We start from the raw sequence: 24,702 nt of genomic DNA, 5'->3' as shown, positions 1-24,702 counted from the left end.
TATTTAGGAAGAATTAAAATAATTTTTCAGAATTGGGGAAAAATATTCATGAAAATGAAGTTAAAAGAAGTTTATTCTGCTTTAAAAATAGACGTTGATACTGTTCCAGATGTAGAGGTTACTGGGGTTTGCTTTGACAGTCGCAAAGCAAAAAAAGGAGATTTGTTCTTTCCATTAAAGGGTGACCGTGATGGACATGAATTTATTAACAGTGCTATTTCTAATGGAGTAAGTGCAACCATTTGGCAGAGTGATCATGAAATCCCTAATAAAGAGATTCCATATGTCGTAGTTAAGAATGTTTCCACGGCTTTTGAAGTACTTGCAAAGTATTATTTGGCAAAGGTTAATCCAAAGGTTGTCGCAGTGACTGGCAGTAACGGTAAGACAACTACCAAAGACATGATTGTCGCAATTTTGGCCAGTAATAATAATGTGGCTAAAACGCCAATGAACTTTAATAACGAAATTGGGGTTCCATTTACTATTTTAAATATGCCGATCAATACTGAAGTATTAGTGGTAGAAATGGGAATGGATCGTCCAGGTCAGATTGATCATTTAAGTAGCTTAGCTAATCCAGATATCTCTGTAATTACTATGATCGGTGAAGCACATATCGAATTCTTTGGTACACGCGACAAAATTGCTGATGCAAAGATGGAGATTGTCGATCATTTACAAGAAGATGGCAAGTTTATTTATGATGGCGATGAACCATTATTGACTGAACGTGCTCAAAAAGTTGAACAAAGAAAATTAACTTTTGGAAAAAAAGATGTGAATACGCTTTACGCTACGTCAATAAAGGCTGGAAAGTCGAGAACTTCGTTCAAAACTAACCTTTGGCCAGACTTAGAGTTTGATATTCCGATGATGGGCGAATATAATGTTAAGAATGCCTTGGCTGCAATTTTAGTTGGTCAAGCCCTTCATGTTAAGCCAGAGGCTATGGCAAAAGCTTTGGCTGACCTATATGTTACCGAGAATCGAACAGAATGGTTAAAAGCAAAAAATGGCGCAGACATTTTAAGTGATGTATACAACTCAAACCCGACTGCTGCAATTGAGGTTCTGGAAAGTCTCAAAAAGATTTCAACCCCTGGACGTAAGGTCGTCGTTCTAGGAGACATGCTGGAACTCGGTAGTGCATCAAAACATTTGCACGAATCACTTGCGGACCACATCAATACAAGGGACTTTGCAAAAGTTTATCTTGTAGGGGATGAAATGAAGGCTCTGAAAGCTAAGTTGGATCAAAAATATGCTGATGAAGATTTAACTTGGTATAGCAAGGATCAATTAACGGAACTAACGAATGATTTAGAAAAAGAAATAAACTCAAGTGACACTGTCTTATTAAAGGCAAGTCATGGCATTCATTTAGAGAACGTATTAAGTAAATTAGTATAAGAGTGTGTTATTTGAGAATGATTGAAGAACGTGTTATAGTTGCCAATTGTGATTTTAACGCGTAACAACTGGAGGATTTTTGTGAAATTTAGTGAATTAAATTTAGATTCAAAGTTACTACAAGCTGTAGATGAGGCTGGTTTTGAAGAAACTACTCCCATCCAAGCTCAAACTATCCCACTGGTATTATCCGGTGATGATGTAATTGGACAAGCTCAAACAGGTACAGGTAAAACCGCTGCTTTTGGACTTCCAATTCTAGATGCCATTGATATGTCATCTACAGATATTCAAGCGCTAATTATCTCACCTACTAGAGAATTAGCCATTCAAACTCAGGAAGAGTTGTACAGATTAGGTCGCGATAAAAAAGTCAGAGTTCAATCAGTTTATGGTGGCTCTGATATTAGAAGACAAATTCGTGCCTTAAAGAACCATCCTAATATTGTTGTTGGTACTCCAGGTCGTATGCTCGATCATATCAACAGACACACTCTAAAATTAGGTAACGTTAAGACAGTTGTTCTAGATGAAGCCGATGAAATGCTAGATATGGGATTTGTTGAAGATATTGAAAGCATTCTTTCAAATGTTCCTAATAAACACCAAACTCTATTGTTCTCAGCAACAATGCCTAAGCCAATTATGCGTATTGCTGACAAATTCATGACAGAACCAAAAATTGTTAAGATTAAGTCAAAAGAATTAACTGCTGACAAGATTGATCAATACTTTGTTAAAGCCCGTGACTTTGAGAAGTTTGATCTTATGACAAGAATCTTCGATGTTCAAGGACCAGAATTAGCATTGATCTTTGGTAGAACAAAGCGTCGTGTTGATGAATTAACACGAGGATTACAAGCTCGTGGTTACAACGCTGAAGGACTACATGGTGATTTGTCACAAGACAAACGTACTAGCGTACTTCGTAAATTCAAAGCTGGAAAGCTAGAATTCCTTGTTGCAACTGATGTTGCTGCTCGTGGATTGGATATTTCTGGTGTGTCACATGTTTATAACTATGACATCCCTCAAGATCCTGATAGTTATGTTCACCGTATTGGCCGTACAGGTCGTGCCGGACACTCTGGTGTTTCTGTAACGTTTGTAACTCCTAACGAAATGGGTTACTTACGTACTATTGAGAATCTAACTAAGAAGCGCATGAAGCCTTTAGCTCCACCTACTGATACTGAAGTTCTTAAGGGACAATTAGAAGCAGTTAAAGAGGAAGTTAAGAATACTCTTGGTGCTGATAAGAACTTAGATCGCTTTAACGATGCTGTTAAGCAATTGTTAGAAGAATATTCAGCTGAAGATTTAGTTAAGGTTTACTTAAGCACAACTATTAAAGATGCTGAAAGTGTCCCTGTTAAGATTGCTCCAGAAAGACCACTTCCTTCACGTAAGGTTAGTCGTAGTCGTTCTGGTCATGGTAGACGTGGACGTTATGGCCATGATCGTAATCGTAATGGTGGTGGAAACCATCATTCAAGAAGACGTGATGATCACCGTGGTGGCAAGTCAGGCGAGAAGCGTCATGACAATAGAAATAATTCTGCCAAATCAAAAGGTCAATCAAAGAAGAGTTTTAAGATTAGAACAAATCTATAATTTGACGTAGATATTTGGAAAATAAAACATTTGTTTTATAATATAAGTACTGAGGGACAAGGTGATTAATTTTGCTTTGTCTTTTTTTTCAAAAAAAAATGTGGAGAGATATTATGATAAAAGGACTAGGAGTAGACATTGCGGAAATCGATCGAGTTCGTAAGATCTACGGTCGACATCCTAGATTTGCCGATAAAATTTTGACAAGTGAAGAAATGGCGGTATTCTTAACTAAGAAGACTGAAAAAGCTCAAATGACTTATTTGACAGGTAGGTTTTCAGCTAAGGAATCTTTCACTAAAGCAATGGGAACGGGTTTAGGTAAGATTGGATTTCACGACTTAAGTGTTTTAAATTATGAGTCCGGTCAACCATATATTAAAACGGATATTTTTGAGGGAAACATTCAAATTTCTATTTCCGACACGGATGAATTAGTAATAACGGAGGTTATTATTGAGGATGTTAACAAACCGGAATAGTTATTTGTAACTTTTAGGAGGTATCACATGTTACCATCAATCCATCGCCCCGCATATGTCGAGGTCAATTTAAGTAATTTAAAGGAAAATCTGCAAAACGAATTGAATTCAGTGCCAAAAGGTACGAATGTTTTTGCTGTTGTAAAAGCAAACGCCTATGGTCATGGACTAGTAGCCGTGGCTACTGCTGAATTAGAATACGGCGCTAGTGGTTTGTGTGTTGCAACGCTGGATGAAGGGCTAGAAATTCGTGATAGCGGCGTTAAGGTTCCAATTTTGGTTCTAGGTATAACTGGTGTAAATAATGCTAAAATTGCCGCAGATGCCGATATTTCGTTAACTGTGGGTAGTCTGGAATGGCTTGAACAAGCTGTTGAGTCCAAAGTTAATGGTTTAAAAGTTCATTTAGGAATTGATAGCGGCATGGGACGTATCGGATTCAGAGAAAAGTCCGATTTGATAGACGCCTGTAACTACTTAAAAGAACATAGTAATAATTTCGTTGCAGAAGGATTATTTACTCACTTTGCTACAGCTGATAATCCGGATGAAACATACTTTGAAAAACAAGTTAGTCGTTTTAAAGAAATGACAACTGATTTGCCAATCAAATTCAAGTATGTTCATTGTGCCAATTCAGCAACCGCACTCTGGCACCAAGATTTGGCAGTTAACTTGGTTCGTGATGGTATTGCTCTTTATGGTTTGAATCCTTCACAAACCGATATTACAAAATTACCATATGAATTGAAACCGGCTTTGAGTTTATATTCTGAATTAGTCTTTGTTAAACAAATTAACAAAGGTGACAGTGTTGGATACGGAGCAACGTATACCAGCGACGATTCAGAATGGATTGGAACTGTTCCAATGGGATATGCTGATGGTTGGTTACGTCGCATGCAGGGATTTGAAGTTCTGGTCAATGGCAAACGTTGCCCAATTGTCGGAAGAGTATGTATGGATCAGTTTATGGTTAAATTACCTGAAAAAATGCCAGTAGGTAGCAAAGTTACATTGATTGGTAAAGATGGTGATGACGAAATCACTGCTACTGATGTTGCTCAATATGCAGGAACAATTAATTATGAAATTCTTTGTTCGTTGAGTGAGAGATTACCTAGAAGATATGTTAAATAAATTTTATATTTGATCGCATCATTTATGATGTGATCTTTTTTGTTGCCATAAAGTTCACTTGAAGGTGTAAAGTAAGAGGTATCGAATTTTTAATGATAGGTGAAACAATATGGGGATTTTTTCTAGATTAGGTTGGTTTTTTAAGCATCGTTGGAAGCAGTATTCACTGGGAGTCTTGGCACTATTATTAGTTGCTGCGTGCAATGTGATACCTCCACGTATAGTTGGTGTGGTAGTTGATACCGTCAGCAAGAGGACATTAACAATTAGTTTTTTAATGATGAATTTGGTTTTATTAGTTTTGGTAGCTGTCTTAGGCTATCTGTTAAGATTTGTCTGGCAGAAAATGATTTTTGGCAGTTCTTATGTTTTAGAACGTGATTTACGTGATCGGTTGTTTCGTCATTTTATGAAGATGGATACTACTTTTTATCAAAAATGGCGCACAGGTGATTTGATGGCACATGCGACTAACGATATTGATGCAGTCCGTGAAGTTGCCGGCCCTGGTGTTTTGACGCTAGCAGACTCGTTGATTACAGGACTGTCAATGATTTTTGCAATGGGTATGTTTGTTGATTGGAAATTAACATTTTATGCAATCTTGCCGTTGATACTGTTGGCAGTTATGGCTAATGTATTGGGAAATAAAATTCATGATGCTTTTATGAAATCACAAGCTGCGTTCTCAAGTATTAATAATAAGACCCAAGAGAGTGTGGTTGGAATAAAAGTCCTGAAAGCTTTGGGACAGGAAAAACAGGATGAACAAGATTTCAATAAATATGTCGATAAAAATATAAAGGCTAATAAAAAGTCATATCGTTTAGATGCCATGTTTGATCCATTAACATCTATAATTATGGGAATATCGTATGTTATAACCATAATTCTTGGTGGACTGGCGGTTATACATTCTCAAATCACGATAGGTGAACTTGTTTCCTTTATTACCTATATGGCTGAATTAACTTGGCCAATGTTTGCGATTGGTAGTTTGTTTAATATTTTGGAACGTGGTTCAGCCAGTTATGATCGGATTACTGAATTACTGGATGAAGAATCTTCAGTTGTAACTCCGAAGCATGAGGTTAAATCTGTACCTAGTGGGATTTTGGATTTTGAAATAAAAAAATTCCATTATCCAGATGACAATGCAATTGCACTACATGATATTAGTTTTGAACTCAAACCTAGTCAGACTATGGGAATTGTTGGACCAACTGGTGGTGGTAAATCAACTATAATTGGATTACTGATGCGTGATTTTGACCACTATAATGGACAAATAACCGTTGGTAATCATGATATACGAGATTTTAAGCTGGATAATTATTTAGATACGATTGGCTACGTACCACAGACTAACTTTTTATTTTCAACAAATATTCGCGATAATATTAGATTTGCAAATATTGACGCTATACAAAATCAAGTTGAAGCGGCGGCGCATGTAGCGGATTTAGATAATGATATTAACGACATGCCAATGGGATACGACACTCAAGTAGGTGAGTTGGGAGTTTCATTATCTGGTGGTCAAAAACAACGTTTAGCAATCGCTAGGGCAGTTTTAAGTGATCCAGAATTAATGATTTTGGACGATTCTTTGTCTGCGGTTGATTCAAAAACGGAGCGTAATATTGAACGACGTATCGCAAAAAATAGATTAAATGGAACAACAATCATCGCTGCCAGTCGATTGAGTTCAGTAGAGTATGCAGATCAAATTTTAGTAATTGATCAAGGAACTATTATTGAACACGGAACTCATCAAGAGTTATTAGCAAATCATGGTTGGTATTATGATACGTTTAATTTACAAGCAAAGAATGCTGAGATTGAAGGGAGGTTGAACAATCGTGGATAAAAAAGAAGAAGAAACTATTAGCGATATTCAAGCACTCTCGAGAAAGCAGCAACGTGATATCTTAAAAAGATTATTTAATTTTGCTTGGGCTTTTAAACGTCAATTCATTACTGCAATTGTATTTGCTGTCGTATTAAGTGTCATTAATATAATTTTGCCTAGATTATTGCAGTATTATATGGATCACTACCTAGTCCATCAGGATACGGGCATACAAGTTATTGTTGGTTTTGCCGTAGTTTATTTTATAGGAACTATTATTAAAGCGGTCGTACAATTTATTCAAAATTTTGCATTTTCTATGGGTGCAGAAAGAACTTTGGAGAGTATTCGTAGTCAGCTCTTCCATAAGCTTCATACGTTAGGAATGGATTATTTCGACAAAACTCCTGCAGGTTCGATTGTGTCTAGGGTTACTAATGATACAAAAACATTGTATGATTTTTGGACATTATTTTTAATGATTCTAGTTGCAGCCTTTTCGATAGTCTCGGCCTTTATAGCCATGCTGTCAGTAAATGTGACCTTGGCATTATCAACGGGGTTGTTTGTTATTGCTCTATACTTATTGGTTTGGTTGTATCAGCGTCTTAGCTCGAAGATTTACCAGCGTTTACGTGAATATTTGAGTCAAATAAATACTAAGTTGAATGAATCGTTGATGGGAATCAATATTATTCAACAATTCGGACAACAAAAACGAATGATTTCAGAATTTGAACACAGAAATAATCTGTATTTTAATCAGCGCAATAAAATGATCAATGTTAATTCATTTTTACTCTATCCAACTATCACCTTGATGTTTACTTTAGCTGAAGTAATATCATTAGGTGGATTCGGGTTGATGAGTACACATACGATTGTTGCTGCTGGTGTGATCTATGCCTTTATTTCGTATCAACAAAACTTCTTTAATCCGTTATCTAATGTCATGAACTATATGTCTTATTTTCAAGATGGAATGGTCGCTGGATATAGGATCATGAAATTATTTGATAATCAGACAAATAGTCCAGCACAAAATGAAAATAGTGATGCAAAAATCGAAATAGGTAAAATTGAATTTCGCCATGTTACTTTTGCATATGTGCCTGGAGAACCAATTTTAAAAGATATTTCTTTCGTAGTTAAACCGGGGCAGACCGTAGCTTTAGTCGGTCATACAGGTAGTGGTAAAAGCTCGATCATTAATATATTGTTGAGGTTTTATGAATTTGGAGAAGGACAAATCTTAATTGATGACCATGATATACGTGATTATTCAACTAAAGAATTACGAGATAAACTCGGTTTAGTTATTCAGGAACCATATTTGTTTTATGGGAACGTTGCTAATAACATAAGAATGTATGATGACAGTATCTCGGATGAACAAGTTCAACAGGCAGCTAAATTCGTTGATGCAGATGGTTTTATTGAGAAATTACCTGACAAGTATAATGCCAAGGTGATTGAACGTGGTAGTAGCTTCTCAACTGGCCAACGTCAACTAATTTCGTTCGCCAGAACGATTGTCCGCAATCCTAAAGTGTTGATTTTAGATGAGGCAACTGCCAATATTGATCCACAAACAGAGCAGAGTATTACTCGGGGATTGTCAAAGATGAGGGATGATCGGACTACTATAGCAATTGCACACAGGTTATCAACAGTTCAAGATGCTGATCAAATTTTAGTTCTTAGCCATGGTCGAATTGCAGAACGTGGAACGCATGATGAACTATTGAAGTTAGGCGGCTTGTATTCGGAATTGTATGAGCTTCAATCAATGGATTGATTTAAACGTAAAAAACGTAGCGAAAATACAATAAAGCAGTGCACTCTATCGACTGATACTAGTCGTTGAAGTACACTGCTTTATTATTTGTATTTATCGATTAAATCAAAAAATGGAAAAGAAACCAATTATGAAGGCAATTGCGAGAACTGCCCACCAATAACCAGACAAGAAGTCCCAAAAGTTCATTTTACCTAATCGACGAACGTAACGGTTGTGTTTGGGATCAAAAACAAATTCGGACGTGTCAACCTTGGTTTCGTGCTCGGCACCGAATACCAAAGTATCCAAACTGACGTTAAAAATATCTGTTAGTTTTATTAAATTATTTAGGTCCGGAGTTGAATCACCAGATTCCCATTTTGAAATGGCCTGACGTGTGACGAAAAGTTGGCTAGCTAGGTCATCTTGTGTTGTATTTTGTTCTTTGCGAATTTTTTTGAGTTGTGCAGGAAACTTATTCATATTTGAATCCTCCTTGAGTAGTTAAAAGTGTTTTTTCCTAAAAATAAGGTAGCCAACGATTACGAAGAGCAGTGTGTAACTCAATGTGCCTTGTAATAGTTGCTGGTTAAGTAAGTGACTGGTATCAAAATAAGTTGTGTAGTTATAGTATTGACGAGTTAGATTTGTCATATTAAATGGGTTCCAACGTAAAATTTGCGTGAACTTTTCAGAGTTTAGCAAATTTGCGGAGATAAATTGTCCCGTGAAAACCATGAGTAGGCTGAAACTAATTACAATGGCGTTGTTATTGATTAGGCATGAGAACAGAAAGATTAGACTGATAATAAATGTTGTGGTGAGTACGTCAATTGTAGAAGTTTTCAACATATTTTCCCAAAGTGGTTGCTGATACAGATAGAGTGTAGACCATGGCACAGACTGATTTATGGAAATTTCATTAAGTCCTAATGTGAATAATATGGCAAGCAAATGTAGCCAGAGATTATAGCTTAGAATAACAATATATTTTGACAGATAGACTATGACCTTATTGTGTGACTTGTAGAGTAATGTTAGAATCGCATTATTTTGGAATTCCATGGAAAAGGTCGTAGATCCGATAACGACTAGAATGAGCATAATCCAATCTGGTGCGTTGTAACAGGTGGCCATGAGCAACTTACTTTCATTATACCCGATTGATATACCGGTTAGAATCATGAGTATGAGTAATACGAGCGGTGATATCCAGGTTAGTTTTCGATGATTGAGTTTATAGAATTCTTGATAGAGACTAAAAGCCATTTTAAATATGCCTCCTTAATTAAATTAGATTCGCCGTTTTTTAAATAAGTTATAACCTAGAATTATGAAAATAATGGTATAGATTAAATTACCTCCAACAATTTCAATCAAACTTAAATGCGAGATTGCTGCATACGGTGGATTTGCCAGTTGCTGTGTTATAAAAATCATATTTAGTGGGTTCCAACGTAGGATTGGTATTAAAGAGGTAAACGACTTCATAAGTGCAACTGAAATGCCAGCACCCAGAAACCCTAGTGATAGCCCAATTCCAATCACTACAGCATTAACTTTCATTATCATAATCAACATGAACGACAGGGCAACAATGAATAGCGCATAAATAAGTGTGCCGATGATATTACCGATGAGCAAAGTAAGTTGTGTTTGATGATTGGTAATTAATGTTGACCATGGTGTATCTATAAATAAGGATTTAATAATAATAGTTAAAATAGTGGTGATTATCGTTAAGACGATGCTGTATAACCAGACAATCATCAATTTTGAGAAGTATATTTGCCAACGCTTCGTGTGTTTATAAACAAGGATCACAATTGTTCTATTTTGATATTCCATAGCAAAGAAAGTTGATCCAACTGCAATTATGATAATGGGAATCCATTGAACGGCCCCAAATTCAAAGATAACTTGTGTCGCATCCGTTTTGGTCGTTAAGGCGCTGTAAATCATTAGAAGAATCAGTATTATAATTCCAGCTACGACCGATTTTTGATGACTAAATTTAAATAGTTCTTCTCTCAAATTAGTTATCATGGCGGTTACCTCGTTCTTGATTTAAAAGCTGAATGACAATCTGTTCAAAATTACAAGAAATTGGAGCTAATTCTTTTAGATGTATATTTTGTGAACTAAGTATGTCTTGAATTTCAAAGATATTCTTAGGATTGACTTGAAAGGTATCATTATTCAAAGTGTAGCAAATATGATGTTTTATAAAGTTTTTAACAGTTAAGCGAGTATCATCTGTTAGTAATTTGTAAGTTTGATGATGAAGGTGCTCAAATTCTGCGATGGGTTGATCAACGATGATTTGGCCGCGATTGATTAGTATAACTTGTGTCATGACCTTTTGAAGCTCACTCAGAATATGACTGGAAATGAGAAAGGCAGTCCCCTTATCTGCATACTGGTGAATAAGTTGACGAACACCAATCGTAGATTCGACGTCGAGGCCATTCATTGGTTCGTCCAGAATTACTAATTCTGGGTTGTTTAATAGGGCAATAGCAATTCCTAGCTTCTGCTTCATACCTAGGGAGTATCCCTTGGCATGCTCATTAATATATTTAGTCATGTTTAACTGGGAGATGAGACGTTGACAATCGTCTGGATCATGTGCGTAAAGTGCTAGATTTTGTTTTCCCGTTAGAAATGGGTAAATGGCGGGGTGCTCAATTAAAGCCCCAACATTCGCCAGCGCGGTGTATTGATTTTCTGTAACGGCGATTTGGTTAAGTTGAATTTGCCCATCAAATTTAGTAAGGCCTAGAATTGTTTTCATCAAGGTTGTTTTTCCAGCCCCATTGGGTCCAATCAACCCGGTAATATTTCCTGGGTGAATCTTGAAGGTAGCGTCTTTGATTATTTTTTTTCTACCAATATAAGTATTAATATTTTGAACGACGAGCATATATTTTTTACCTCCTAAATATAAATTAGTTATGTTTATTAACTAATTCTACCGTCGTTCAATTTGCTAGTTGCATACAAGCAATTAGTGTCAATCATCTTGTAAATTGAGAAGATAATTTGCGCAACTAATGGTTTCGTAATAATACTACAGGTATTGGTTTAACAGTATTTTTTGAGGTTGCTCTAAGTTTGCTAAAAATGATAGCTGATTATTTGCAATAATCGAAAATAGTATAAAAAAAAACAAAGTTCTGAAAACCAGAACTTTGTCTTTATGTCATATCAAAAATGATATTTTATTTGTATTTTAAAGTGTGTCACGATTCAAAATCTTGCCTGATTTCAAATCATCGATTTCTGCAACAACGAAGCTCTTCTTCTCCAGACGCTTGATGATCTCTTTCAAAGTATCAACGCTTGTTCCTGAAGGCAGTGTAAATAGCGTACGACGAACAACTTCATTAGATTTTGCATCTAATGTTACACATGCTGAGATTGAAACGTATTTTGAAATAATTTTGGACATCTTTTCCAAGTCCCCACGATCACCAGATGAACTTACCGTAAGAACATAGCTACTAATTTCAAGATTCCATGAGTCAGATAACATACTCAATAGTCTTGAGTGAGTTAAAATTCCATAGAATAAGTTTGATTCGTCAAGAACTGCAATGTATGGGAGATCCTTGATATTGAAGAATACCTTAAAGAAAGGCGAGTCAACACTGATTGTCTTAGTAGCGTTCTTCATTAATGTTGTAACAGGTAAGTTCATATCCCCACCACGTGACTTATGACGATAAATGTGCATTTTGTAAATATTTCCCCTGAATATTTGGCCACTTTCATCAAGAATAGGCACACAACGAAATCCTGAGTCTTCAAGAACTTTCAAAGCTTCTTCAAGAGTAACTGTTTCTTTGACGGTTGTGAGTTTTTCCTTCTTTAAAACTAATGATTTAACTAACATATATCACACATCCAATCTTCTCTAATTGAATCAATGATACAGTAAAAAAATGGAAAAAAAAAGAGCTGAAACATAAGTTTCAACTCTTAGTGTAGGAATTAAGGATTATTGACGACCCTTGATTCCTGTAGCTTCAAAACCATCTTTAAGGATCTTTTCAAGTTCTGCAGCTGATTTCTTCATTTGTGCTGATTCTTCATCGTTTAATGGAACTTCGATGATTTGTTTTAGACCTTTACGGTTGATGATAGCAGGTGAACCGATATAAATGTCTGAAACGCCATATTGACCAGTCATCATGTTTGATAATGGAAGAACAGTGTTTTCGTCGTTTAGCAATGCCTTGCAGATTCTTGCAAGTGCAGTACCAATACCGTAGAATGTAGCACCCTTAGTATTGATAATGTCGTAAGCTGCGTTAACAACTTTCTTGTAAATTGCGTCAAGTGTGTCTTGTGTAACTTCTGGATGTTGTTCCATCCATTCAGCCATTGTAACGCCACCGATTGACAAGTGTGACCATGCAGCGAATTCTGAATCACCGTGTTCACCCATGATGTAACCATTAACTGAACGAGGGTCGATGTCTAATTCTTCACCAACGAATTTTTGTAATCTAGCTGAATCTAGTGATGTACCTGAACCAATTACACGTTCCTTAGGGAAGCCTGAAAGTTTCCATGTAGCGTATGTCAAGATATCAACTGGGTTAGCAGCAACTAAGAAGATACCATTGAATCCTGATTCAACGATTGGGTCAACGATTGTCTTCAAGATGTTCAAGTTCTTGTTAACAAGGTCAAGTCTTGTTTCACCTGGTTTTTGTGGAGCACCAGCAGTGATAACAACGATGTCAGCATCCTTAGCATCTGAATATTCACCAGCGTGAATGTTCTTAGGGAATGAGAATGGAAGTGCATCAGCAAGGTCCATTGCGTCACCCTTAATCTTATCTTTGGCGATATCACAGATAACTAGTTCTTGTGCAATACCTTGAAGTGTCATTGCGTAGGCAAATGTTGAACCTACGGCACCGTCACCAACTAGAAGTACTTTTTGATGGTTCTTTTCGTTTGTTGGAGTTGTCATTTTTTATAATCATCCCTTCGAGAATAAATATGTTTCGTATCCAATTATACAAATAATATCTGAAAATAAACAGGGTGATTGTGAAAAAATTGAAAAATTCGCACTTTTTGCATGATATAATTACATGTTGAAATGAGGTATTAATATATGAAACTTATCGTTGGATTAGGAAATCCTGGAAAAAAATATGATCGTACAAAGCACAATATGGGCTTTATGACGATCGATAAATTAATGGAAGAATATAATCAAACACAAATGAAAAAAGACTTTGAGGCAGAATATTGTAAATTCAAAGTCGAAGGTGAAACAGTCTTCTTAGTTAAGCCACTAACATTTATGAATGAATCCGGACGTGCTGTTAAGTTTTTGACTGGATACTATCAAATCAAGCCAGAAGAAATAATGGTAGTTCAAGATGATCTTGATATGCCTATTGGTAAAATTAGACTACGTGCCAAGGGCTCAGCCGGTGGTCATAATGGAATTAAGAGTATAATCTCATCTATGGGTACAAAAAATTTCAAACGTATCAAAATTGGAATTCAGCATCCAGACAAGCAAACCGTCGTAAATTGGGTTTTAACACCGTTTACTAAGGATCAAGAACCAGTTGCATTGACTGGAATTGACAATGCGGTAAGTGCTGTTAAGGATTGGGTTGCAGGAGATACGTTTGACCAGTTGATGAATAAGTATAATTAGAGAGTGTAGGAGGGGCGGTAAGACCTTGAGCATTACCTAGATTAATGAGTGTGACAACGAAGTTGGCGCAATCATTAATCGTAGTAAGCACAGAGGTTTGCCCCTCCGGAACTCGTTTATGCATATTTAGTCAGTTTCCAAAACGAGTTCCAAAAGCCAGATCCCTGCGCCTGCTACGACTATCGAAAGCGTCACTTCGTGCCACTCCCGATAGTCTAGGCAGTGCTCAGGATCTACCGGCTTTTTCCACTCTCTACAGAAAGGGGGTCAAACCTTGAACTTAATAGATTTCATATCTAATAAACTAAATCTCGGGGAATTTATTGAACAAGTCAAACCAAAAACCAAAAACATGTTGACGGGATTGATTGGTTCAACGATTTCCCTATTTGCATTACAAACACTTAAACAAAAAAATAAAAAGATTCTAATAGTTGAAAATACTAATTTCCATGCAAATCGCTTGTATGATGATTTAAACTTGCTGGATAGTGAACACATTCATATTTTTCCTGTTGAAGAGGCAATATCTACTGAAATAGCTACTAGTTCTCCTGATGAATTGAGTCAAAGACTAGATGCTTTGAGCTTTTTAGTTGGTGATGAAGCAGGTATCGTTGTTACCTCTGTGGCTGGGTTGGAATATGCATTGTCACCTAAGGAATTGTTCAAATCGGCTCAATTAAAAATTGCAATGGATGAAGAATATGATTTGGAGAATCTTAATTCAACATTTGTTCAAATGGGTTATAAAAAGAATAAGTTAGTTGCTAAACCAGGAGATTTTGCTATTCGTGGTGATATTGTTGATATTTATCCATTGAATGTGGACAATCCTGTTCGAATAGAATTCTTCGGCAATCAGGTTGATAAAATTAAGTTCTTTGATACGGAAACTCAACGAAGTATGGAAGAACTAGATGAGATAGAGATTTTACCTGCCAATGATCGTGTTATAACTTCTGATCAAGTCGAAACAGGTTTGCAAAAATTACAAAAAAGTTATGGAAAACAATTAGATTCAGCTGATAAAGAAAAAGATATCAAAAGTAACCTTGAATTGACTTTTGCACAGATGATCGAAGAATTATCTGAAGGCATGCGACCAGATAATATTGGTAGTATTATTGACTTCCTACTTGATAAACCTAGTAATTTATTAGAGTACATGGGCTCTGATAATATTGTCATGTTTGACGAGTATTCACGTTTAGTTGAACAATCAAATGACAATAAAGCTGATAATCAGGCCTGGTTAGCAAGTCAATTGGAGTATGGGAAGGCACTTCCTGAACAAGTTATTCGTCAGAGTTTCATTGAAATAATGAAAAAGAACGAAAATCCTCAAGTTTACATGTCAGCTTTTCAACAAGGGATGGGACATATTCGACTTAATCAGTTGCACAATGTTCCGGTCAGAAGTATGCAACAATTTTTCAGTCAGATGCCATTGCTGAAGTCAGAAGTTGAACGCTGGCAAAAGCAAGGTTATACGATTCTTCTACTGATCAGTAATGAAAAGCGTATTTCTGCTATTAATAATACTTTGGTTGATTTTGGTATTAAAGCTACATTGACAACTTCTGATAAGGTAATTGAAGATCAAACTCAAATTATGAATGCTAGTTTAGGTCTAGGTTTTGAGATGCCAGATGAGAAAGTTGCAATAATAACTGAAAAGGAATTATTCAATAAACAACCTAAGCGTCGTCGTCATCAAACTTTGGCGAATGCTGAACGTTTGAAGAGTTATAACGAATTGAAGCCTGGTGATTACGTGGTTCACGTCAACCATGGTATTGGTAAGTTCATTGGTATGCAGACCATGGAAGTCGATGGTAAGCATCAGGATTATATTACGATTGAATATCGTGATGATGGTCGTTTGTTCATTCCGGTTTCGCAACTTGATATGGTTCAAAAATACGTGTCAGCTGAAGGTAAGTCACCTCGTATCAACAAACTTGGTGGCAATGAGTGGCAGAAGACAAAACGTAAAGTTCAATCAAGTATTGAAGATATCGCTGATGATTTAATTGATTTGTATGCTAAACGTGAAGCTGAAAAAGGATATCCGTTCCCTAAAGATGACGATATGCAACATGACTTTGATAATGCCTTCCCGTATCCAGAAACACCAGATCAGTTACGATCAATTGATGAGATCAAACGTGATATGGAAAAGGCACATCCTATGGATCGTCTGCTTGTTGGTGACGTTGGCTTTGGTAAGACAGAAGTTGCATTACGAGCAGCGTTTAAGGCTGTTGAAGCAGGTAAGCAAGTTGTATTTTTAGCACCAACGACTTTATTAGCTGAACAGCATTATCAGACGATGAAAGATCGCTTCGAAGGATTTCCAGTTAATATTGAAGTTCTTTCGAGATTTCAGTCTAGAAAGCATAGTAAAGAGATTATTCAAGGATTATCAGACGGACAAGTCGATATTGTTGTCGGAACGCATCGCTTGCTATCAAAGGATGTTAAATTTTCAGATATTGGCTTGTTGATAATTGATGAGGAACAACGGTTTGGCGTTAAGCACAAGGAAAAAATTAAGCAGCTAAAGGCCAATGTGGATGTATTAACATTGACTGCAACACCAATACCTAGAACTTTAAATATGTCGATGTTAGGTGTTCGTGATCTATCATTGATTGAAACTGCACCTAGCAACCGTTATCCAGTTCAAACTTATGTTATGGAACAAAATTACGATGTTATTGCTCAAGCGATTAAGCGTGAGATGGAACGTGGTGGACAAGTATTTTATTTGCACAACCGTGTTGACGATATGGAGCAAGTAGCAGGTCAATTGCAGGCTCTAGTTCCAGAGGCAAGAATTGCGACCGCTCACGGACGTATGACTGAAACTCAAATGGAGGGTGTTATTGCTGATTATCTTGCGGGTGAGTATGATGTTTTAGTAACTACAACAATTATCGAAACTGGCGTGGATATGCCTAATACGAATACGTTGATTGTTGAGAATGCTGATAGATATGGCTTGTCACAGCTGTATCAAATCCGTGGACGTGTCGGTCGTTCGAATCGCGTTGCATATGCTTATTTGATGTATAAACCTAATAAGGTTCTGACAGAAGTAGGCGAACAGCGTTTGGAGGCCATAAAGAACTTCACGGAATTAGGATCAGGCTTCAAAATTGCTATGCGTGATTTATCTATCCGTGGTGCTGGTAACTTATTAGGTAAGCAGCAACATGGGTTCATTGACTCTGTTGGTTTCGATTTGTATACTCAGATGCTAAATGATGCAGTTGCAAAGAAAAGGGGTCATACTAAGGCTGAGAAGACCAATGCTGAACTTAATTTGGAATTGGATGCTTATATTCCATCAAGTTATATTAGTGATGAGCGCCAAAAAGTTGAATTATATAAGCGAATTAGACAAATCGACTCTGATGAGAACTATCAAGAGGTTAGATCTGAATTATTAGATCGTTTTGGCGATTATCCACAAGAGGTTTCTAATTTGTTGGATGTTAGTCTTTTGAAAACGTCATTAGATGAATCACTTGTTAAGAATGTAATTATGAAAAGTGGCATAATTGTGATTAAGTTCTCTGACAAGGCTAATGATTATTTGACAGGAGATCTTGTTTTCAAGTTCTTGGGTAATACAACTATGAAGGCAACCGTTCATAACAACAATGACGAATTTAGTATTTCACTAGATTCTGGTAGTGTTGATAAGAATGAATGGTTCTCACAATTGCAAAAATTTGCCGCAGAAATGGCAAAAGAGTTTGATAAATTAAAGAAAGAAAAAATTAAAAACTAATAACGATGAAGAAAGAAGTATCAAGAGCCATCAAAGGTACCTGGATTCTGACGATTGCTTCGCTCTTTTCAGAATTAATGAGTGCAATTTATCGGATTCCGCTACAAAACATTGTTGGTGATAGGGGATATTTTATTTATCAGCAAGTGTATCCAATCTATGGTATTTTTTCTGTTTTAGCTTTATCTGGATTGCCAGTAGTTATATCAAAGACTTTTGCACAACAAGACAGCCCTAGAGCAAGAAGCAAATTGTTAAAGTTGACTTTTGCTGCACTATTGGCTGGGTGTATGATGTTAACTATTTTTCTTTGGGGTTCGGCTAGATACTTAGCCAGTTTTATGGGAGATCCAAACTTGTATCATGAGATCAGAGCTGTATCACTGACGTTCTTATTGGTACCTTTTGAAGCTACTTTTAGGGGCTATTTCCAAAGTGACTTGGAAATGACGCCGAGTGCGGTTTCACAAATTTTGGAACAGTTTATTAGAATTGTAGTTATTATTGGATCAGCAGTTCTGTTTGGTAAAGGGTTCTTAGGTATTTATCAAATGGGTACAATAGCTAATAGTGGTGCCTTTATTGGTGGATTGTTTGCGGTGCTGATACTTATGGCAACTTTTATTAAACAGCGAGAACCTCTTCTGCAAGATGATCGGGAAGCAAAAATCAAAATTGAACGAGGATTAACTCTGGAAATTTTATTGATTGTTGTTTTTACGGGAATTACGATTTTTTATCAGTTCATTGATTCCTTTACAGTCTTAAGGCTTCTTATGTATGGTGGCATGCCAATTAATCAGGCTGAGATTTTGAAGGGTGTTTTTGATCGAGCACAGCCGTTAATTCAATTGGGAATTGTGATTTCATTATCATTTGTTTCCACCATAATGCCACAGCTTAGAGAGACCAATCAGACTAATGTTAACAAGACCATTATTCAAAAAATGATGCGTGTATGTTTGTGGCTAGCGGTTGCTGAAACTTCAGGTTTAGTTGCTTTGATGCCTGAAATAAATACGATGTTATTTACTAATGCGGATGGATCACTGGCGCTGGCAATTTATATGTTGTCCATCGTAATAGTTTCATTTATCAATTTGATGGTAGCTATAACGAGTGGTGACGATCAAAAGAATTTGGTTAAGTTAGTAATATTTGCCCTGTCGTTGCTCGTCAAAATTGCGTTTAATATAATCTTGATTCCGCATTTTAATATTGTGGGAGCAGCATTAGCAACGATTTTAAGTGAATGTATAATCCTAATTGGGATGTACTTGATTTATGATAATGGCGTCTTTTTATTAAGCAGAAGCTTTTTGATCAAGGTTGTTTCAATCGGATTATTTATGGGCGTAGTAATTAAACTATTAGCAATTATTAGCTCACATTACTTGTTCTTAAGTCGTGGTCACAGTATATTAATTAGTATCGTGTTAATTCCAATTGGGGTATTTGTGTATTTGGGATTATCTAAGAAACTAAAGATTTTGAGTAAAAGTGAATGGGAAATCTTGCCTATGGGCGAGTTCATTACAAAATTCATGAAGATTGAGGATTAATTATGAGATTAGATAAATTTTTAAAGGTAAGTAGAATCATTAAGAGAAGAACCGTTGCCAAGGAGTTTGCGGATAATGGACGTGCACTGATCAATGATCGTGTAGCTAAATCTTCTACAGAAGTCTCTGTTGGTGACGAATTAGAATTACATTTTGGCGAAAAAACTATGAAAATTAAAGTATTAAATATTAAAGAAACCACTAAAAAGACCGATTCCGCCGATATGTATGAAGAAATTAATTAAAAGATTGCAATTAGATTAAAAAAACTCGAAACTGGTTCAAAACATTCTTTAAAATTGTTATACTCATAGTAATAATTTCAAGGGGAGTAGTAGCATGGAAGTACGTAAGTTAGCAAATTCCAATGTTTCAGTGCTTGAACCAAAGCAGAAAAAAACTTCTACAAAACCTAGTCGCAGTAATTTTGAAAAAAAAGTTCATAAAAGGCGACTAGTTACTATTGGCGTTCTCTTTGCTATCGTTTTGCTTATATTGGGGTCCCAAATCGTTAGTGCTCATATGACTTATACATCAACAGCGCAAAAGATTGAGGTTAATCAAAAAAAACTTAGCAAGCAAAAAGCAACGCAAAGTGACTTGAAAGTAGAAATAAATCAGCTTAAGGATAAGAATTACTTAGAAAAATATATTCGGGAAAAGTATATGTATTCTAAGCCTGGTGAATTAGTTTATAATTTACCAGATAGTGTTAATGCGATTCAAAAATAGGGGAAGGAACTATTATATTTAGATGACAGTTGAAGTAGGATCTAAAACAGAAGGTAAAGTTACTGGAATTACAAATTTTGGGGCATTCGTTGATCTCGGTGAAGGACAAAGTGGAATGGTTCACATTAGTGAAATTGCTAATGGATACGTTAAAGACATCCACGATGTGCTTAAAGTTGGCGATACCGTAAAGGTTTTAGTTCTTAATGAGAAAGATCATAAAATAGCACTTTCGATTAAACAAGCTACAGAGCAACCAAGAAAGCCTAAGTATCAACATCATGAAAGGAAGCCACAACGTAAACCAGTTGAAAGCTTTGACGACATGATGTCAGGATTCATGAAGGAAAGCGAAGAACGAATGAGTGTTATTCGCAAGAATACTGAAGGTAAACGCGGTGGCCGTGGTGGTCGTAGAAGTTAATAAAAAATAATAGAACAAAATAAGAGCTGTGACGATTGTCTCAGCTTTTTTTATTTCAGATAAGCGAGCACTCAGGAGGAAAAATTTGGAGTTAGATAAAAAAATTCTGGGAACCGTTAGAAAAACATTAAAGGAATATCATGCAAAAAGGTTATTAGTGGCAGTATCTGGCGGTGTAGATTCAATGGTTTTGTTGGATCTTATTTCTAGAATCGTTGATAGGGATTCATTTGCTGTAGTCAATGTCGATCATGACTTACGTCCTAGTAGTGCGGATGAAGTAGAATTCCTGAGAAAATATTGCGAAAAGAATAATTATAAATTCTATACAACTAAGTGGACATCAAAGCCTGATGATGATGTAGGGATGGAAGCAGCAGGGCGAGATTTTAGGTATCATTACTTTGCTAAAATAATGCAAGAAAACAATTTTGATACCTTAATAACGGCTCATCATGCTAATGATTTAGCCGAGAATATTCTAATGAAGATGATTCGTTCAGGAAATGTCTATGAAGTAACGAGTTTGAAACAACAGCGTGATTTTTATGATGGACAACTTGTACGTCCACTTTTAGGTTTTTCAAAAGCTGAACTACGAAAATATGCAAAAAAACATGATATAGATCATGTTCAAGATGAGACTAACTTTGAGAATATAACTATGAGAAATAGATTGCGTAATAATATTTTTCCAGAGTTACAAAAAGAAAATGGTCAGATGTTATCTCATTTCAGATTATTTGATCAGCAATTAACAGCTTTAATAGATTTGGCGGTTTCACAATTTAGACAATTGGAAACAGAAATGAACATAAAGTTTTATAAGAATCAGATTAAGGGTGATCTTAAGCCGCTTAAACAGATAGATTCCAGTCAACAAACATTGTTCTGGGGTGGGTTCTTTACACGTAATTTGAATATTCCTGTTAGTAACAAGCAAGTAGAACAAATAATTACAGTGATAACCGGCAGTAATCCCAATGCATCTATTAATTTAGAAGATAATTGGAAGTTCATTCGTTCATATGATGATTTCTTACTATCAAATAATAATTTGAGTGAAAATTATAGTTATAAAATTAAAATTGACCAGACAGTTATAATTGATGAAAAAAAATTCACCATTAAGAGATGTAAGGCAGAGGAAGCTGATGTCATCGTTGATGAAATGCCAGAAGTAATAACGTTACGTAATCGTCGTAATGGTGACAAATTGTTAATAGACGCTGGCAGGCATCAAAAATTGAGTAAAAGATTTATCAATGAAAAAGTTCCAGAATATAAAAGAAATAAGATTCCAATTTTATTATTCGATAATCAGGTAGTTTGGGTTGAAAAAATTTATAATTTAAGCGATTATTTAAAAAAAGGTAATTATTTTTTGAAAATTGACTTTGAGGATGAGGTATAGAAATGAATTCGGATATTGAAAAAATATTAGTTTCAGAAGAAGAGATTGCTAAGGCAAATGAGCGTCTTGGAAAGGAACTAACTGAGGAATATGCAGGCAAGAATCCACTTTTTGTTTGTATTTTGCGTGGAGCAGCCATGTTCATGATGGATCTGATTAAGCACGTTGATATTCCTATGGAATATGATTTCATGGATGTTTCTAGTTATGGTGGTGAAAATACTACGACAACTGGTGATGTTAGAATTATTAAGGATTTAGATACTTCATTACGCGGACGTGATGTGGTTATAGTTGAGGATATTATAGATACTGGATACACATTAGACCGTTTAGTTAAGTTGTTTGAAACAAGAGAGGCTAAATCTATTAAGTTAGTTTCATTCTTAGATAAACCTTCTCGAAGAATCAAGCACGTAAAGGTGGATTATATCGGTGTACAGATACCTGATGCCTTTGTCGTGGGGTATGGGATGGACTATAACGAACATTACCGTAACCTGCCATATGTGGGTGTATTGAAGCCGGACATTTATAGTACAAAATAATTAAGTTAGCGGTACAATTATTATTGTGTTAATGCTTGTCAATGTTACAATATGTAACGTCTAAGTAATTAGGAGGAAATATATGAAAAATAATCGAAATAGGTTAATCAATAATAGCCTGTTTTATATCTTGCTCTTCGTAGTTTTAGTGCTCGCAGCAAGTTGGTTTGCTGGTGGTCAATCCTCAGATCAATCTAAAACACTTAGCCAAGATCAATTTATTACACAGTTGAAACAAGGAAAAGTTAAGAGCTTTAAGATTGAACCTATTAGTGGTGCTTACCAAGTAACTGGTCAGTACAAAAAGGCTCAAACAACAGAAACAACACGTTCTGTTTCTATTTTCAATAGAAGCCAAACCACTAGTCAATCTAAAGTAACTCAATTTACTTCGACCGTACTACCCAATAATGATACGCTGAAGAGAATTAATAACGCCGCTACGGCTGAGAAAGTTAAGACGACTGCAACTGCTAAGTCACAATCATCTCAATGGATCTCAATAATTCTTACTTTAGTATTACCATTTATTCTTTTCTTCTTTATCATCTTTGCGATGATGGGGCGTGGAGGACAAGGTGGCGGTGCAAACCGTGTTATGAACTTTGGTAAGTCCAAAGTCAAACCTGAAGACCCTAAGAAGAACAAAGTTAGATTTTCAGATGTTGCTGGTGCAGAAGAGGAGAAACAAGAACTTGTTGAAGTTGTTGAGTTCTTGAAAGATCCCCGTAAGTATGTTTCTCTAGGTGCAAGAATCCCATCAGGTGTTCTTCTTGAAGGACCTCCTGGTACTGGTAAGACTTTGCTAGCCAAAGCCGTTGCTGGTGAAGCTAAAGTTCCGTTTTATTCAATTTCTGGTTCAGATTTCGTTGAAATGTTCGTTGGTGTCGGTGCTTCTCGTGTTCGTGATTTATTTGAGAATGCTAAGAAAGATGCTCCATCAATTATCTTTATCGATGAAATCGATGCCGTTGGTCGCCAACGTGGTTCTGGTACCGGTGGTGGAAATGATGAACGTGAACAAACACTTAACCAATTACTTATTGAAATGGATGGATTTACCGGTAATGAAGGTGTCATCGTTATGGCAGCTACTAACCGTTCAGATGTTTTGGATCCAGCTTTACTTCGTCCAGGACGTTTTGACCGTAAGATTTTAGTCGGTAGACCAGATGTTAAGGGACGTGAAGCTATTCTTAAAGTTCACGCCAAGAACAAGCCATTTACTGATGATGTTGATTTGAAACAATTGGCACAAACAACACCAGGTTTTGTTGGTGCTGATCTTGAAAACTTGCTTAATGAAGCTGCTTTGGTTGCCGCTAGACGTGGTAAGCAAAGAATCGATCCAACGGATATTGATGAGGCTGAAGACCGTGTTATTGCCGGACCAGCCAAGAAGAATCGTGTCATCTCTGATAGAGAGCGTCACATGGTTGCATATCATGAGGCTGGACATGCTCTTATTGGTTTAGTTCTGAACGATTCTCGAGTTGTTAGAAAGGTTACGATCGTTCCTCGTGGTAAGGCTGGTGGTTATGCTATCATGCTTCCTAAGGATGACCAAAACCTTATAACTAAGAAAGAATTTACTGAGCAAATTGCTGGATTACTTGGTGGACGTACTGCTGAAGAGATTATCTTTGGTACACAATCATCAGGTGCTTCAAATGACTTTGAGCAAGCTACACAAATTGCTCGTACTATGGTTACTGAATATGGTATGACTGATCGTCTAGGTACAGTTCAACTTGAAAAGGATGGACAACCATTTAGTAGTGGTGGATATCGTCAAATACCTGCTTACTCAGAAGATACTGCTAAGGCTATTGATCAAGAGGTTAAACGTCTTCTTGATGAAGGTCACGAACAAGCTAGAGAAATCATCGAAAGCCATCGTGAACAACATAAGTTGATTGCCGAAGCACTATTGAAGTATGAAACACTTAACGAAAAGGAAATTTTGAGTTTATTCAATGATGGCAAGATGCCAGATAATGATATCAACACAGAATTCCCAAGTGAAAGTGCTGCTACATTTGAACAAGCAAAACGTGCTGTTGAAGCCAAAGATGCTGCTAAACAAGATGCTAAGTCAACTACAGATAAGACTGATGATTCTGATGTTAATCAAACTGAATTCCCATCAGAAAAATCAAGTGATTCTGAAGCCAAAGGCGACGCTGATAACAAATCAGATTCATCTAATGATGATAATTCTGATAATAATGAAGATAAGTAGTAAAATAT

At 36.2% G+C, this 24,702-nt stretch carries 21 protein-coding genes; 15 read left to right on the top strand and 6 right to left on the bottom strand.

What is annotated here, in order from left to right:
* Window positions 1-48: 48 nt before the first annotated feature.
* From EKM79_RS06615 to EKM79_RS06590, 6 genes are all read left to right on the top strand, one after another.
* Window positions 49-1,413, top strand: a complete 1,365-nt coding sequence (locus EKM79_RS06615) for a UDP-N-acetylmuramoyl-tripeptide--D-alanyl-D-alanine ligase (RefSeq protein ID WP_125567130.1) — start codon at window positions 49-51, stop codon at window positions 1,411-1,413.
* 81 nt (window positions 1,414-1,494) lie between these two features.
* Window positions 1,495-3,027 carry a degradosome RNA helicase CshA gene (gene cshA, locus EKM79_RS06610; RefSeq protein WP_125567128.1) on the top strand — a complete coding sequence of 511 codons (1,533 nt, stop codon included), beginning with the start codon at window positions 1,495-1,497 and terminating at the stop codon, window positions 3,025-3,027.
* 113 nt (window positions 3,028-3,140) lie between these two features.
* Window positions 3,141-3,509, top strand: a complete 369-nt coding sequence (acpS, locus tag EKM79_RS06605) for a holo-ACP synthase (protein WP_125567126.1) — start codon at window positions 3,141-3,143, stop codon at window positions 3,507-3,509.
* 27 nt (window positions 3,510-3,536) lie between these two features.
* Window positions 3,537-4,649: an alanine racemase gene (gene alr, locus EKM79_RS06600; RefSeq protein ID WP_125567124.1), complete on the top strand. Its 1,113-nt coding sequence runs from the start codon at window positions 3,537-3,539 to the stop codon at window positions 4,647-4,649.
* Window positions 4,650-4,758: 109 nt separating this feature from the next.
* Complete coding sequence (locus EKM79_RS06595) at window positions 4,759-6,519, top strand: ABC transporter ATP-binding protein (protein WP_125567122.1); 1,761 nt, start codon at window positions 4,759-4,761, stop codon at window positions 6,517-6,519.
* On the top strand, window positions 6,512-8,299 hold the full coding sequence (locus tag EKM79_RS06590; RefSeq protein WP_125567120.1) for an ABC transporter ATP-binding protein: 1,788 nt from the start codon (window positions 6,512-6,514) through the stop codon (window positions 8,297-8,299). Before EKM79_RS06595 ends, EKM79_RS06590 begins: the two co-directional genes overlap by 8 nt.
* A gap of 105 nt (window positions 8,300-8,404) precedes the next feature.
* Here EKM79_RS06590 and EKM79_RS06585 read toward each other — a convergent pair whose 3' ends face one another.
* From EKM79_RS06585 to EKM79_RS06560, 6 genes are all read right to left on the bottom strand, one after another.
* On the bottom strand, window positions 8,405-8,764 hold the full coding sequence (locus EKM79_RS06585; protein ID WP_125567118.1) for a helix-turn-helix domain-containing protein: 360 nt from the start codon (window positions 8,762-8,764) through the stop codon (window positions 8,405-8,407).
* Window positions 8,765-8,785: 21 nt separating this feature from the next.
* Complete coding sequence (locus EKM79_RS06580; RefSeq protein ID WP_125567116.1) at window positions 8,786-9,550, bottom strand: ABC transporter permease; 765 nt, start codon at window positions 9,548-9,550, stop codon at window positions 8,786-8,788.
* Window positions 9,551-9,574: 24 nt separating this feature from the next.
* Window positions 9,575-10,327, bottom strand: coding sequence for an ABC transporter permease (locus tag EKM79_RS06575; RefSeq protein ID WP_125567114.1), 753 nt, complete (start codon window positions 10,325-10,327; stop codon window positions 9,575-9,577).
* On the bottom strand, window positions 10,317-11,204 hold the full coding sequence (locus tag EKM79_RS06570; RefSeq protein WP_125567112.1) for an ABC transporter ATP-binding protein: 888 nt from the start codon (window positions 11,202-11,204) through the stop codon (window positions 10,317-10,319). Before EKM79_RS06570 ends, EKM79_RS06575 begins: the two co-directional genes overlap by 11 nt.
* A gap of 309 nt (window positions 11,205-11,513) precedes the next feature.
* Entirely contained in the window at window positions 11,514-12,176 is a 663-nt protein-coding gene (gene cbpA, locus EKM79_RS06565; RefSeq protein WP_125567110.1) for a cyclic di-AMP binding protein CbpA, read from the bottom strand.
* Window positions 12,177-12,281: 105 nt separating this feature from the next.
* Window positions 12,282-13,265, bottom strand: a complete 984-nt coding sequence (locus tag EKM79_RS06560) for an L-lactate dehydrogenase (RefSeq protein ID WP_125567108.1) — start codon at window positions 13,263-13,265, stop codon at window positions 12,282-12,284.
* 147 nt (window positions 13,266-13,412) lie between these two features.
* On the opposite strand from EKM79_RS06560, the gene pth reads away from it, so the two are divergent.
* From pth to ftsH, 9 genes are all read left to right on the top strand, one after another.
* Window positions 13,413-13,970: an aminoacyl-tRNA hydrolase gene (gene pth / locus EKM79_RS06555; RefSeq protein WP_125567107.1), complete on the top strand. Its 558-nt coding sequence runs from the start codon at window positions 13,413-13,415 to the stop codon at window positions 13,968-13,970.
* A gap of 274 nt (window positions 13,971-14,244) precedes the next feature.
* The gene (gene mfd / locus EKM79_RS06550; RefSeq protein ID WP_125567104.1) at window positions 14,245-17,772 is read left to right on the top strand and encodes a transcription-repair coupling factor; all 3,528 of its coding nucleotides are present in this window, start codon (window positions 14,245-14,247) and stop codon (window positions 17,770-17,772) included.
* A 5-nt stretch (window positions 17,773-17,777) separates the two neighbouring features.
* The gene (locus tag EKM79_RS06545) at window positions 17,778-19,334 is read left to right on the top strand and encodes a putative polysaccharide biosynthesis protein (RefSeq protein WP_125567102.1); all 1,557 of its coding nucleotides are present in this window, start codon (window positions 17,778-17,780) and stop codon (window positions 19,332-19,334) included.
* A gap of 2 nt (window positions 19,335-19,336) precedes the next feature.
* Window positions 19,337-19,579 (top strand): RNA-binding S4 domain-containing protein, encoded by a 243-nt coding sequence (locus tag EKM79_RS06540; RefSeq protein WP_125567100.1) that lies wholly within the window; start codon window positions 19,337-19,339, stop codon window positions 19,577-19,579.
* A gap of 94 nt (window positions 19,580-19,673) precedes the next feature.
* Window positions 19,674-20,066 carry an FtsB family cell division protein gene (locus EKM79_RS06535; RefSeq protein WP_125567098.1) on the top strand — a complete coding sequence of 131 codons (393 nt, stop codon included), beginning with the start codon at window positions 19,674-19,676 and terminating at the stop codon, window positions 20,064-20,066.
* A gap of 22 nt (window positions 20,067-20,088) precedes the next feature.
* Complete coding sequence (locus EKM79_RS06530; RefSeq protein ID WP_125567096.1) at window positions 20,089-20,490, top strand: S1 domain-containing RNA-binding protein; 402 nt, start codon at window positions 20,089-20,091, stop codon at window positions 20,488-20,490.
* An 85-nt stretch (window positions 20,491-20,575) separates the two neighbouring features.
* On the top strand, window positions 20,576-21,904 hold the full coding sequence (tilS, locus tag EKM79_RS06525; RefSeq protein WP_125567094.1) for a tRNA lysidine(34) synthetase TilS: 1,329 nt from the start codon (window positions 20,576-20,578) through the stop codon (window positions 21,902-21,904).
* Window positions 21,905-21,906: 2 nt separating this feature from the next.
* Window positions 21,907-22,452 (top strand): hypoxanthine phosphoribosyltransferase, encoded by a 546-nt coding sequence (gene hpt, locus EKM79_RS06520; protein ID WP_125567092.1) that lies wholly within the window; start codon window positions 21,907-21,909, stop codon window positions 22,450-22,452.
* A gap of 82 nt (window positions 22,453-22,534) precedes the next feature.
* Window positions 22,535-24,694, top strand: a complete 2,160-nt coding sequence (gene ftsH / locus EKM79_RS06515) for an ATP-dependent zinc metalloprotease FtsH (RefSeq protein ID WP_125567090.1) — start codon at window positions 22,535-22,537, stop codon at window positions 24,692-24,694.
* Window positions 24,695-24,702 lie beyond the last annotated feature (8 nt).

The sequence above is a fragment of the Companilactobacillus insicii genome (assembly GCF_003946015.1).
Classification (GTDB): domain Bacteria; phylum Bacillota; class Bacilli; order Lactobacillales; family Lactobacillaceae; genus Companilactobacillus; species Companilactobacillus insicii.
The sequence above is the reverse complement of the archived record's forward strand: the minus strand, read 5'-3'. Positions and strand labels throughout refer to the sequence as shown.

Excerpts from the sequence above, each read along its gene's own strand:
- EKM79_RS06615 (WP_125567130.1), top strand. The coding sequence starts at position 49 with ATGAAAATGAAGTTAAAAGAAGTTTATTCTGCTTTAAAAATAGACGTT.
- acpS (WP_125567126.1), top strand. The coding sequence starts at position 3,141 with ATGATAAAAGGACTAGGAGTAGACATTGCGGAAATCGATCGAGTTCGT.
- alr (WP_125567124.1), top strand. The coding sequence starts at position 3,537 with ATGTTACCATCAATCCATCGCCCCGCATATGTCGAGGTCAATTTAAGT.
- EKM79_RS06595 (WP_125567122.1), top strand. The coding sequence starts at position 4,759 with ATGGGGATTTTTTCTAGATTAGGTTGGTTTTTTAAGCATCGTTGGAAG.
- EKM79_RS06585 (WP_125567118.1), bottom strand. The coding sequence starts at position 8,764 with ATGAATAAGTTTCCTGCACAACTCAAAAAAATTCGCAAAGAACAAAAT.
- EKM79_RS06580 (WP_125567116.1), bottom strand. The coding sequence starts at position 9,550 with ATGGCTTTTAGTCTCTATCAAGAATTCTATAAACTCAATCATCGAAAA.
- EKM79_RS06575 (WP_125567114.1), bottom strand. The coding sequence starts at position 10,327 with ATGATAACTAATTTGAGAGAAGAACTATTTAAATTTAGTCATCAAAAA.
- EKM79_RS06570 (WP_125567112.1), bottom strand. The coding sequence starts at position 11,204 with ATGCTCGTCGTTCAAAATATTAATACTTATATTGGTAGAAAAAAAATA.
- cbpA (WP_125567110.1), bottom strand. The coding sequence starts at position 12,176 with ATGTTAGTTAAATCATTAGTTTTAAAGAAGGAAAAACTCACAACCGTC.
- EKM79_RS06560 (WP_125567108.1), bottom strand. The coding sequence starts at position 13,265 with ATGACAACTCCAACAAACGAAAAGAACCATCAAAAAGTACTTCTAGTT.
- pth (WP_125567107.1), top strand. The coding sequence starts at position 13,413 with ATGAAACTTATCGTTGGATTAGGAAATCCTGGAAAAAAATATGATCGT.
- EKM79_RS06545 (WP_125567102.1), top strand. The coding sequence starts at position 17,778 with ATGAAGAAAGAAGTATCAAGAGCCATCAAAGGTACCTGGATTCTGACG.
- EKM79_RS06540 (WP_125567100.1), top strand. The coding sequence starts at position 19,337 with ATGAGATTAGATAAATTTTTAAAGGTAAGTAGAATCATTAAGAGAAGA.
- EKM79_RS06535 (WP_125567098.1), top strand. The coding sequence starts at position 19,674 with ATGGAAGTACGTAAGTTAGCAAATTCCAATGTTTCAGTGCTTGAACCA.
- EKM79_RS06530 (WP_125567096.1), top strand. The coding sequence starts at position 20,089 with ATGACAGTTGAAGTAGGATCTAAAACAGAAGGTAAAGTTACTGGAATT.
- hpt (WP_125567092.1), top strand. The coding sequence starts at position 21,907 with ATGAATTCGGATATTGAAAAAATATTAGTTTCAGAAGAAGAGATTGCT.
- ftsH (WP_125567090.1), top strand. The coding sequence starts at position 22,535 with ATGAAAAATAATCGAAATAGGTTAATCAATAATAGCCTGTTTTATATC.